Annotated in this window: 8 protein-coding genes; 5 read left to right on the forward strand and 3 right to left on the reverse strand. The window is 62.9% G+C overall.

Annotated features, from left to right (window positions below; all coding sequences use genetic code 11):
- Positions 1-7: 7 nt before the first annotated feature.
- The 5 genes from ACA067_RS11000 (at position 8) to ACA067_RS11020 (ending at position 6,642) form a co-directional block, all read left to right on the forward strand.
- Positions 8-1,333 (forward strand): LLM class flavin-dependent oxidoreductase, encoded by a 1,326-nt coding sequence (locus tag ACA067_RS11000; RefSeq protein ID WP_497461769.1) that lies wholly within the window; start codon positions 8-10, stop codon positions 1,331-1,333.
- 29 nt (positions 1,334-1,362) lie between these two features.
- A complete protein-coding gene (locus ACA067_RS11005; RefSeq protein ID WP_497461770.1) occupies positions 1,363-2,436 on the forward strand; it encodes an ABC transporter substrate-binding protein in 1,074 nt (357 codons plus the stop codon).
- The gene (locus tag ACA067_RS11010) at positions 2,423-3,421 is read left to right on the forward strand and encodes an ABC transporter permease (RefSeq protein ID WP_497461771.1); all 999 of its coding nucleotides are present in this window, start codon (positions 2,423-2,425) and stop codon (positions 3,419-3,421) included. The genes ACA067_RS11005 and ACA067_RS11010 overlap by 14 nt, the downstream gene beginning before the upstream one ends.
- Positions 3,415-4,206: an ABC transporter ATP-binding protein gene (locus ACA067_RS11015; protein WP_497461772.1), complete on the forward strand. Its 792-nt coding sequence runs from the start codon at positions 3,415-3,417 to the stop codon at positions 4,204-4,206. Before ACA067_RS11010 ends, ACA067_RS11015 begins: the two co-directional genes overlap by 7 nt.
- Positions 4,207-4,371: 165 nt before the next feature.
- On the forward strand, positions 4,372-6,642 hold the full coding sequence (locus ACA067_RS11020; RefSeq protein WP_497461773.1) for a molybdopterin guanine dinucleotide-containing S/N-oxide reductase: 2,271 nt from the start codon (positions 4,372-4,374) through the stop codon (positions 6,640-6,642).
- Between the two features lie 158 nt (positions 6,643-6,800).
- On the opposite strand, the gene ACA067_RS11025 is transcribed toward ACA067_RS11020, so the two are convergent.
- The 3 genes from ACA067_RS11025 to ACA067_RS11035 form a co-directional block, all read right to left on the reverse strand.
- Positions 6,801-9,290 (reverse strand): TonB-dependent receptor plug domain-containing protein, encoded by a 2,490-nt coding sequence (locus ACA067_RS11025; protein ID WP_497461774.1) that lies wholly within the window; start codon positions 9,288-9,290, stop codon positions 6,801-6,803.
- Positions 9,291-9,566: 276 nt separating this feature from the next.
- Positions 9,567-10,064 carry a RidA family protein gene (locus tag ACA067_RS11030; RefSeq protein ID WP_497461775.1) on the reverse strand — a complete coding sequence of 166 codons (498 nt, stop codon included), beginning with the start codon at positions 10,062-10,064 and terminating at the stop codon, positions 9,567-9,569.
- A gap of 177 nt (positions 10,065-10,241) precedes the next feature.
- A complete protein-coding gene (locus tag ACA067_RS11035) occupies positions 10,242-11,816 on the reverse strand; it encodes a flavin monoamine oxidase family protein (protein ID WP_497461776.1) in 1,575 nt (524 codons plus the stop codon).
- Between the last annotated feature and the right edge of the window lie 277 nt (positions 11,817-12,093).

Genomic DNA, 12,093 nt, shown 5'->3' on the forward strand with positions numbered 1-12,093 from the left:
CGTTGCCATGAGTCGTCAAATTCACCTGTCCGCCTTTTTGCTGACCGGCCCGGTCGTCCACAGTCACGCGGTGTGGCGTCATCCGGAAACCGTCGGTAACTACCTCGAACCCGAGTACTACGCGCGCGTTGCGAAAGTCGTGGAGGAGGGCTTGTTCGATTTTCTGTTCTTCGCCGATCGCCTCGCGGTCGGTGACCAGATGGGCGGCTCCCGGGATCTGGCCTTGCGCTATGGCGCCCAGGACGCGACCCGCCTGGACCCATTGCCGATCCTGTCTTACCTGATCGGGCAGACCCGCAAGCTGGGCCTGGGCGCCACCCGTTCCACCACCTATTACGAGCCGGCGCATATCGCCCGGGAATTCGCCACCCTGGATCACCTGTCCAGGGGCCGCGCGGCCTGGAATATCGTGACCTCGATGAACGACAGCGAAGGGCGTCTGTTTGGCAAGGACAAGCACCTGGAGCATGACCTGCGTTACGACCGTGCCGACGAGTTCGTCGAAGTGGCGTTGAAGCTGTGGCGCAGCTGGGGTGCGGACGCGCTCAAGCTCGACCGGGAAAGCGGGGTGCTGGCCGATCCTTCGCAGATCCGGTCGGTGCAGCATCAGGGTGAGTGGTTCAAGGTCCAAGGCCCGTTGAACATTCCGCGCACACCCCAGGGGCGACCGGTGCTGATCCAGGCCGGCTCGTCCGGTCGAGGCCGGCGTTTCGGCGCGCGTTGGGCCGAGGCGATCTTCACCATTCATCCGCACTTGAACGCCATGCGCGCCTTCCGTGACGACGTGCGGGCGCAGGTCGTGCAACAAGGTCGCAAGGCCGACAGCTGCAAAGTGCTGACGGCGGTCATGCCGTTCATTGGCGGCAGCGAAGCCGAAGCGCGGGCCAAGCGTGATCGGCACAACGCGCTGGCCCGTCCCGAATTGGGGCTGGTCACCCTGGCCTCGCAACTCAATGTCGACCTGTCGCCGTTTGCGTTATCCGCGACCCTGGCCGAGATCGCCCGGTCGCCGCTGATCCATCCGGCCGCTGCCGAAAAGCTGCTGATGCAGGGCCCGGAAACCACCCTGGAGCAACTGGGACGGATTTTCGCCAGCAGCGTGCGCGTACCGCAGCTGGTGGGCACCGGCGCACAGATCGCCGATCAATTGGCCGAGCTGTTCCTGGGCGAAGGCTGCGACGGCTTCGTGATCTCGCCGGCTTACCTGCCGGGCTCGTTCAGCGAATTCGTCGAAAGCGTGATTCCCCATCTGCAACGCAAAGGGTTATTCCGTCGCGCCTACGAGGGTTCGACCTTGCGTGAACATCTGGGGCTGGCCGGGCTGAAGGACTAAGCACCTCCATCAATCAAAGGGATATTTGCATGGCTGTTTTCGATCGTTTGACCCGTCGTCACCTGCTGGGCCTGGCCAGCGTCGCCCTGGCGAGTCCGTTGCTGATGTCATTGCCGCGCGCCAGTTGGGCGACCGATGAACACGCTGGACATGCTGTCGAGGGCGCAAGCGAGCCCGGCGGCACTGGCGAGTTTATCCGCCTGGACGCGCCGCGGGCGCTGAAGCTGGCGGTCAACCTCAATGCGGTGTGCCTGGCGCCGGTGGTCATCGCCCACGGGCAAGGCTTCTTCAAGAAGCACAACCTCGATGTGGAACTGGTCAACTTCGGCAACTCCACCGAGGTCCTGCTCGAAGCGATCGCCACCGGCAAAGCCGATGCCGGTGTCGGCATGGCGTTGCGCTGGCTCAAGGCCCTGGAGCAGGGCTTCGACGTCAAGCTCACCGCCGGTACCCACGGCGGTTGCCTGCGTTTGCTCAGTGCGGTCAATGGCGACGTGCATAAACTCGAAGACCTCAAGGGCAAGACCATCGGCGTCACCGACATGGCCAGCCCGGACCGCAATTTCTTTTCGATCCTGCTGAAAAAACACGGCATCGATCCGGTGCGCGATGTCGACTGGCGACTGTTCCCGGCCGACCTGCTGGGCACGGCGCTGGAACGTGGCGAAGTCCAGGCCATCAGCGGCAGCGACCCGTTCATGTACCGCCTGATCAAGGGCGGCCAGGCCCGGGAACTGTCCACCAACCTGGTCGAGGAATACGCCAATCTCAGCTGCTGCGTGGTCGGCGTGACCGGCAAACTGGTGCGCGAGGAAAAACGCGTGGCGGCGGCCCTGACCCAGGCGATTCTCGAGGCCCACGATTACTCGGTGAAAAATCCCCGGGCCGTGGCCAAGGGTTTCCAGGCCTATGCCCTGAACACCTCGGTCGAAGAAGTCGAGGCGATCCTGCATGACCACACCCACGGCCATCATGCCGTGGGCGCGCTGCTGACCAAGGAAATCACCACCTACGTCAGCGACCTGAAAACCGTGGAAGTCATTCGCCAGAGCACTGACGCCGGCGAGTTCGCCAAGGAGATCACCGCCGATGTCTTCAGCTGAGGTTTCAACACTGGCCGCAGCGGCGACGTCGCGGGCGTTCAAGGTCTGGCGCCAAGGCGCGGTGGCGGTGACGGCATGGGTGGCGGTGGCGCTGTTGATCAGCTATTGGCCCAACGCCACGCGGGTCTGGCCGATGACCCAGGGCCTGGCGAATCTGTGCCTGGCGGTGGCGGCCTTGATCGGGCTGCTGGGTATCGTCGGTCGCTGGTCGGTGAAGATCGCCACCCGGATTCGTGCAGCAGGGGCCTGGTTGATCGCATTGCCGATCCTGTTGGCTATCTGGGAGCTGCTCACCGCCAAGCTGGGCCTGCTGCCGGTGCCATTCTTCGCGCCGCCCCAAGCCTTGCTCGCGGTGTACGTTGAAGACTGGCCGCGTCTGGCCGAGAGTTTGCTGCATTCGGCGCTGCTGCTGGGCACGGGCGTAGCGCTGGGCGCGGCGACGGGTTTTGTCGCCGGGGTGGCCATCGGTTGGTCGACGAGCATCGGCTACTGGCTGCATCCGGTGCTGCGCATTCTCGGGCCGGTGCCTTCCACGGCCTTGCTGCCGCTGTGCTTCTTTCTGTTTCCCACCAGCTGGAGTGCCAGCGTATTCCTGATCGCCCTGGCGACCTGGTTTCCAGTGACAGTGCTGACCTGGTCCGGCGTGGCCAGCGTCGACAAGGCTTATTACGACGTGGCGCGGACCCTGGGCGCGAAGCAGGGCTTCCTGATTTTCAAAGTGGCGATCCCGGCGGCGTTGCCCCATGTGTTCGTCGGATTGTTCATGGGGCTGGGCGCCTCGTTCTCGACCCTGGTGGTCGCGGAAATGATGGGGGTCAAGGCCGGTATCGGCTGGTACTTGCAATGGGCCCAGGGTTGGGCCGCGTACGCCAATATGTATGCTGCGCTGTTGATCATGGCACTGGCTTGCTCGGGGCTGATCTCGGCGCTGTTCCTGGTCCGTGACCGGTTGCTGGCGTGGCAAAAAGGAGCGATGAAATGGTAGCGCTGGCACAAAAAACAACGGCATCGGCTTCGGGGCTGGCCTTGCGCATCGACAATCTGAGCCATGGGTTTGCCCTGGACGGTCAGCACTTGCCGGTGCTGGAGCGGGTTTCCCTCGACGTCGCGCCCGGCGAATTCGTCGCCTTGCTCGGGCCTTCGGGTTGCGGAAAGTCCACTCTTCTGCGGCTGGTGGCCGGGCTGGAGCCGGCCGATTCCGGCAGGTTGCTGGCTGACGGTGTGTCTATCACCGGCCCGGACCCGAGTCGGGTCGTGGTGTTCCAGGATCCCACGCTGTATCCCTGGCGCCGGGTGTGGGACAACGTCGCCCTTGGGCTCGAAGCCCAGGGCATCCTGAAAACCCATTCGGCCAAGGTCGATGCCGCCCTGGAAAAAGTCGGCCTCAGCCAGTTCGCCCGGGCTTACCCACGGCAGCTGTCAGGGGGGATGGCCCAACGTGTGGCATTGGCCCGGGCGCTGGTCAACGAACCGCGGTTGCTGATTCTCGACGAGCCGCTGGGCAAACTCGATTCCCTGACCCGCATCACCATGCAGAAAGAGCTGATCGATTTGTGGCAACGCCAGGGCTACACCGCGCTGCTGGTGACCCACGATGTCGAAGAGGCCTTGCTGCTGGCCAATCGGGTGATCGTGTTCAGCGACCGGCCGGCGGCGATCAAGGCGCAATTGACCATCGAACGGCCGTATCCGCGGCATCGTGATGATCCTTATCTGGTGGATCTGCGACGCCAGATCATGGGCTTGCTCGGGTTGGGGGAGAGCTGGTAATCGTGGGGTGAATCCCGGCTCGCGACACAACGAAGTACCCCTGTGGGAGCGAGCCTGCTCGCGAAGGCGGTGTGTCAGGCAATATATATGTCGACTGATACACCGCCTTCGCGAGCAGGCTCGCTCCCACAAAGAACTCCATATTCCATAGGATTCGTTCAGACCATGAGTTTCACTTCCATGCATTGGGGGGCCTACCGCCCGCAGGTCGTCGACGGAAAGCTGGAAGCGATGGTCCCGGCGGAATGGGACCCGGATCCGTCGCCTATCGGCGCCTCGATTGCCGAAGCCCTCACATCGCCGACGCGAATCTTGCGCCCGGCGGTGCGCCGCAGTTATCTCGCGGAGCCCGGTTCTCACCCTGAGCTGCGCGGCCAGGAGCCCTTCGTCGAAGTGTCGTGGGACGTTGCCCTGGACCTGGTCGCCGGGCAGCTGAAACGGGTCAAGGCCGAGCATGGTAACCAGGCTATTTTCAGCGGCAGCTACGGCTGGGGCAGCGCCGGCCGATTCCATCATGCGCAAAGCCAGTTGCACCGCTTCCTCAATCTGTTAGGTGGCTACGTGTTCAGCATGGACAGCTACAGCCTGGGCGCCGGCCGGGTGCTGATGCCGCACATCGTCGGCAACATGGACTGGCTGCTGGCGGCCCATACCTCATGGAAAAACCTGGCGCAGCATTGCGAGCTGTTTGTCGCCTTCGGTGGCCTGCCGGCGAAAAACGCCCAGACCAGCCCCGGTGGCGCCAGCGAGCATCTGTTGTCCCGCGCGTTGGAAGAAATGTCCGGGGCCGGGGTGCAGTTCGTCAACGTCAGTCCCTTGCGTGACGATCTGAGCGGGCCGCACAACATTCAATGGCTGCCGGTTCGCCCCGGCAGTGACACCGCGCTGATGCTGGCGTTGTCCTACGTGCTGGTCAGCGAAGGCTTGCACAACGAGGACTTCGTCCGGCGCTACACCGTCGGCTATGAGCGGTTTCACGAATACCTGCTCGGCCATGCGGACGGCCAGCCCAAGGACCCGCTGTGGGCGCAGGCCCTGACCGACATCCCGGCACAGCAGATCATCGACCTGGCGCGGCGCATGGCCCGCCAGCGCACCATGATCAACGTTGCCTATTCCCTGCAGCGTTCGGTGCATGGCGAGCAGCCGTTCTGGATGACCGTGACCCTGGCCGCGCTGCTCGGGCAGATCGGCTTGCCGGGTGGTGGCTTCGGGCTCGGTTATGGCTGCATGAACAACACCGGCAGCGGTCGCAAGGCGTTTTCCGGACCGCGTTTTTCCCAAGGGGTCAACCCGGTCAAGGATTTCATCCCGGTGGCCCGGGTCACCGACATGTTGCTCAACCCGGGCGCGCCCTTCGACTACAACGGCAAGCAGTTGCATTACCCGGACATCCGCCTGGTCTATTGGGCAGGGGGCAACATCTTCCATCACCACCAGGACCTCAACCGTCTACTGGAGGCCTGGAAGCGACCGCAAACCATCGTCGTCCATGAGCAGTTCTGGACCGCCCAGGCCAAGTACTCGGACATCGTGTTACCGGCCACGACGGCCCTGGAACGCAACGACATCGGCAGCTCCGCGTCGGACCGTTTCATGATCGCAATGCACCAGGCGATCGCGCCGGTGGGTGAATCCCGGGATGATTATTCGATCCTGGCGGATATCTCCAGGCGCCTGGGTTTCAGCGACGCCTTCACCGAAGGTCGCGACGCTGAAGCCTGGCTGCGCTTCACCTATGACGAGTCCCGGGGTAGGGCGCAGGAGCACGGGATCGAGCTGCCGGACTTCGACCGCTTCTGGCGCGACGGCCTGTTCGAAGTCGATTACCCCGACAACGATACTGTCCTGCTCAAATTTTTCCGCGAAGACCCGGACGCCCATCCGCTGCCGACGCCCTCGGGACGCATCGAAATCTTCTGCGAACGCATCGCCAGCTTCGGCTACGCCGATTGCCCCGGTCATCCAGTATGGCTGGAAAAGCCGCCGGCCCGGTTCCCGTTGCAGCTGCTGTCGAACCAGCCGAAAACCCGCCTGCACAGTCAATACGATCACGGCGCCTACAGCCGCTCCTCGAAGATCCGGCAGCGTGAACCTTTGACTCTCAACCCCGCGGACGCGCGCGCTCGAGGCCTTGTCGACGGCGACGTGGTCAAGGTGTTCAACGAGCGCGGTGCCTTCCTGGCCGGGGTGATTGTCTCTGACGGCATTCGCCCGGGCGTGGTGCAAATCGCCACGGGGGCCTGGTTCGATCCGTGGGTGCCTGGCGAGCGCAACAGCCTGGAAAAACACGGCAACCCGAACATGATTACCGCCGATGTCGGGGCTTCAAGTCTGTCCCAGGGCTGCTCGGCGCAGACCGCTTCGGTGGAGATCGTGAAGTGGGATCAGGCGTTGCCACCGGTCACGGCGTTCGAGCCGCCCTCGATGGTTTGAGGGTGGAGCAGTTTGCCCGATTCACCGACGAGGTCCTGCCCCCCTGTAGGAGCTGGCTTGTCGGATCGCCGCACCGCAGCGACGGCGGTCTCAAGCCTTGCAGCGCCCCTGAAGACGCCTTCGCCAGCAAGCCGGCTCCTACAGGGGTGGGGGAGAACTCAGAACGCGTACTGCAACCGGGTATAGTAATACCCACCTGTGAAGCCAAAAGGTGAGTAGCTACCCCAGTTATCGCCGAACGACGAATTGGGCACGCCGATATGATCGGGGTATTTGTCGAATAGATTCTGCGCACCAACGGCTACGGTCAGCTGTTTGTTGATCGCATACGCCACGTCGAGGTCGGTAATCCATTTTGCCGAATACTCCCGATCCAGGCTCGGATCACTCGAACTGTTGACCTCGGTGTAAGTGCCATAACGGGTCAAGCGCAGGTTGACGTCGAAGTCGCGGATCGCCCAGTCGGCAGAGAAGATCATCTTGCTGCTGGGGGAGGTCTTGGTGATCAGCGCCCGTGACTGGCGCCCGAGCGTTTGAAAGTTGCTGCCCAGGGCCGTGAGTTGCGACGGGGTTTCGTTGACGCTGAGGATTTGCGTGTGGTTGTAGTTCAGCGCCGCGGTCCATCTTACCGAGCCAAACCGGTTGAGATCCTGTCGGTAGTTACCCACCACATCCACCCCCGAGGTGCGGGTGTTGGCGCCATTGGTGAAGTACTGCGCCCCGGCGGTGGCGGGCACGCCGATGCTGTCGAGAAGGGCGGCGACGCCCGGGCCCTGGAAGCGTTCGCTGAGCACCAGGCGGTCGCGCAGGTTGATCACGTAGCCGTCCACGGTCAGGCTCAGGTCTTCACTGGGCGTCAGGGCGAAACCGAGACTGAAGTTGGTCGAGCGCTCGGGTTTCAACGACTCGGCCCCGAGTGCCTGGGCGCCTGCCGAGTTCACCGGCAGGATCACGTAGTTGTAGGACTGGTAGACGCCATTGATGGTGTCGAACCCGGTCGAGCGCGCGGTGAAGATCTCGTTCGCCAGCGACGGCGCGCGGAAGCCGTTGCTGATGGTGCCGCGCACCGAGAACACCGGGTTGAATTCGTAGCGGGTGCTGAGCTTGCCGCTGCGGGTTGCGCCGACCCCTTCGTTGTAATGCTCATAACGTGCGGCGATGCCGAGGTACCACTGCTCGACCGGATAGAAACCCAGATCGATGTAGCTGGCGACGCTGTTGCGACTGACTTTCTGCGCATCGTCCGGGGTTATGCCGTTGGTGACCTGAGCGCCCGGATCAGGCCGTTGCCCGGCGCGCGGATGACCGGCCGGGAACACGTAGCCGCCATCGATATAAGAGGCTTCGGAACCGGCGCGGGTCTCGTAACTTTCACGCCGATGCTCGAAGCCGAAGGCCACGTCCAGTGGCTTGGCCAGGCCGATCTCGTAGCTGTTTTTCAGGTCCAGGTTGCTGGTCAACTGGTCGGCGATGTAAATGCCGGAGGTGAACTTGTTCGGGGTGTTTTCACCCAGCGACGGGTTCTGGTTGTTGTAGGTCCGTTGCTTGGCATAGTTACGGCCATAGGTGCTGCTCAGGTCCCAGGCCCATCCGCCGATATCGTCGCCCTTGGCACCGAATGCGGACTGGAAGTCGTTTTCGTTGATCAGCCAGTACGGGCTGTAACCGTCGGGATAGCCGTTGGGGCCGGTGGTGATGGTGTTGCGGCCGTTGGGTAGGCGAAAGTTTTGCCCGTCGTTGTTCTCCCGGGTGGCCAGGGTCGAGAACGAATAGAGAGTGACGGCATCGTTCAGCGGCAGGTCGAGGTTATAGGCGACATCCGCCAACTGACTGCGCGGCAAGCCATAACCTTTGTAGGTGTGATGGCTGGCGGTGGCTTCGCGCGGGTCGGGCGAGCCGTCGGCCAGTGGATAGTAATGCGAGCTGTAGCCGTTGCTGCCGGCCTTGTTGTCCCGTTCCTGGTAGCGGGTGTCGAGGGACAGATTGAGCACGCCGGCTTCGCCGACTTCAAAGCCATAGTTGATCGCCTCTTGCCCGGTGCCGCGCTTGCCGTCGTAGCCCTGGCCGAGGCTGGTGTCGGAACTGCCGCCGGTGGTCTGCTTGAGGATGATGTTGATCACCCCGGAAATCGCATCCGAACCGTATTGGGCGGCGGCGCCGTCACGCAGCACCTCGATATGATCGATCGACGCCACCGGGATCAGGTCCAGATCGCTGGGCGCCGCGCCGCTGTTGATGCCGTTGATGTTCAGCGTGGCGCTGGTATGCCGCCGCTTGCCGTTGACCAGTACCAGCACATGGGACGCGGTCAGGCCGCGCAGGGTGGCCGAGCGCACCACGCCGCTGGCGTCCCAGCCCGCACGGTCGGGCAGGTTGAAGGACGGGATGAATTTACTCAGCGCCTCCAGCAGGCTCGGTTTGCCGACCGAGCGCAGTTGTTCGCCGGTCACCACGTCTATCGGTGTCGGGCTGGTGGTGACGGTGCGTTGCTCGGCGCCACGGTTGCCGGTGACGACCACCGTATTGAGGGTCGGTGAAGGGGTTTCGGCAGCCTCCAGGTGGAACGAGGCCAGGCCGCAGGCGATCGACAACGGAACTAACAAAGGACGATAGGAAGGCGCCGTTCGGCGCGCTGGGCAGTTGACCATGAATATGAAGCTCCTGAATAACCTGATGCTGTTCCCTGAGGCGCGAGCATCCACATCTGTGGCGAGGGGGCTTGTCGGAACGCCGCATCGCCCCGTCGGGTCGCGAAGCGGCCCCCTGCGTCCATTCAGACAAAACCGAGTTGTCCGGACTTACGACTGCTTCGCAGCCGAACGGGGCGATGCGGCGTTCCGACAAGCCCCCTCACCACAGATTTGATGTTTGCCTGAAGGTTTTTTAAGAGAGCGCAATGAACTCAATAACGGGTGATGTCCGTGTCATTTCTTGCGCGCTGCGACAGCCTCGATTTCGACCAGGCCGCCGGGCAGCGGCAGGGCCACTACCTGCACGGCGGTGCGTGCCGGTTTGTTCGGTTGCGCGGCGCTGCCGAAGAACGGCGTATAGCCTTCCTGCAACCCGGCAAAGTCGAGCTTGCCGTCCTTGGCCGGGTCACCCACCAGGAACACCCGCAGTTGCACCACATCGCCCAGGTCCAGGCCCTGGCTCTGCAATACGCCTTTGAGCTTGTTGAGGATCGAGGTGGTCTGGGTTGCGGTATCGCCATAGGCAGCGAAGGAATCCTTCGCTGCCTTGGGGTCATGCAGGTCGGCGAGCAGGCCGCTGACGAACAGCAGGTCGGTTTGCGCCGGCACCGACACCGCCAGGGAAATCGGGAAATTCGAGTTGGGCAGGGCGATGCGTTTGATCTCGTCGGCGTGGCTGGTGAGGGCGGTCGCGGTCATGAGGAGTCCTGTGAGCAGAGTAATGGCTTTCATCGGTCAGTCCTTTTATGAAAAAAGTCGGGTGGTAACGCTTAATGCCAGTCAGTTGATGAACCTGTGGGAGCGAGCTTGCTCGCGAAGGCGGGGTGTCAGGCGACATCAATGTTGACTGTGCCGCCGTCTTCGCGAGCAAGCTCGCTCCCACAGGGGATTGCGGTTAATTGAGCGGCATCAGGCGGCAACGCCCGGTTGCTGGCGTTCGGCATGGCGGCTGATCAGTGAAACGATGCGCCGCGCCGAGTCGGCGGCGCTGTTCTGCCAGATGCCGACACCGCCGTGGGCGAGGGCGTCGCTGGCCAGATAAGTGCGGCCTTGAGGTTCGTTGAGGATCTGATAAGCGCTCTCGCCGACCTCGTCGTTGACGATCCACGGGCCTTTGCTGAAAGGCACCTTGGCCCAGTTGATCGCCACCGGTTTCTGCAGCTTGTTGCTGTGGCCGGGGTGCAGCAGTTCCACGGCTTGCCGGGAGGATGCGAACTGTTCGGCGAGGGATTTCTTGCTGAAGGCCTGGGCCGATTCGCTGGTGTTGTAGGCCGCCACCAGAATGCCCTGGGCACTGTTCAAACGATCGCTGGGGTACCACAAGCCTTTGACTTCATGGTCCAGGTAAGAGAGCCCGCCGTAGATGTTGAAGTCGGTTTCCCAGAACCGTGGCGACTGCCAGGCGACCTTGTTTGCCTGATCGCTTTGCGCGCTGAGAATCGCCTGCTTGAACGGCAGGCTGAAGTTGCTCGGCAACCTGGCCAGTAATGGCAGGGGCACGGTGACGATGGCGTAGTCGGCGTTGAGCGTCTGGGTGGCACCGGTCTTGCGATCCCGGAAGGTGATGCGGCTACCTTGTTCCGAGGTCTGGATGTCGCTGACTTCGGCGTTGAAGCGCACCGCGTCCTTGAGCTTGTCGTAGAACGCATGGGGAATCCGGTCCATGCCGCCGACCGGCTGGAACATGGTCGAGGAGAACTCGGGGATTTCATCGAACACCAACGCACCCCAGAGCTTGGGGTTGAGCAGGGTCTGCAGCTCCAGCGGCGCGCGGGTGATGCCGGTCTGGTCGCCGGCACCGGGCACACGGTCGTAACCGGAGCGCACCGAACCCTTGTATTGCAAGTCGGCATTGAGGTCGCCGTAGACCTTGAGGAAACTCAACAGCGCCTGACGGTCGTCGGCAGTCAGATCCTGGTCCAGGGCTTTGCGGCTGACGGTGCGCGCCAGCAGTTCGGACAGTTGCCCGCGAGTGTCATTGACCGCCTGGCGCAACTGGAACGCCGGTTTTTTCGGATCGGGCAAGGCCAGGGCGTTGCGGCTGCTGTTGACCAGCACTTGCAGTTCGACGCCCAACTCGCGGCAGTAACCGAGGATGGTCTGGTGATGGCTGGGAATGCGCGCAGGGCCAGCATTGAAAAACTGCCCGTCATCGAAGTCCACGGTCTGGCTGACGCCATCGTCGAAATCAATTTTGCTGCCGCGCCGCAACGTCCAGTTGCGCCCGCCCACCCGCTCGCGGGCTTCGAGGATGGTCACGCTGAAGCCCGCCTTGCGCAGCTCGTAGGCACTGACCAGCCCGGAAATGCCGGCGCCGACCACCACCACATGCTTGCCTTTGCCACTGCTGCCCAATTGCAACGGGTTGAACGTTGCCGCCACGGCCTGAGGCGTGAGCCCCAGTGCGCCAAGCGCGCTGACAGCGGCGGAATAGCCACCGACGGCGGCAATGCGGGAGATCAGTTCCCTGCGGGTGAAAGCCATGGTGTCGCTCCTTGGGGTGTTCACACATCGTTAGAAATGGGTACAGATCACCTGTAGGAGCTGCCGCAGGCTGCGATCTTTTGATCTTGATCTTTCGCTCAGACCACGGGTTGCCTGTACCCATGTGAAGATCAAAAGATCGCAGCCTGCGGCAACTTCTACGGGGTGTTTGTATTCAGGTCGGAGGTCGTAGCGCACCAATGACAAGAGGGGTCGCGGGTCGTTGACCAGGTTTGGTTATTGCGTTGACCGTGGAGTGGTGTCGGCCGGAAAAACG

It is taken from the genome of Pseudomonas sp. LBUM1674 (genome assembly GCF_059695635.1).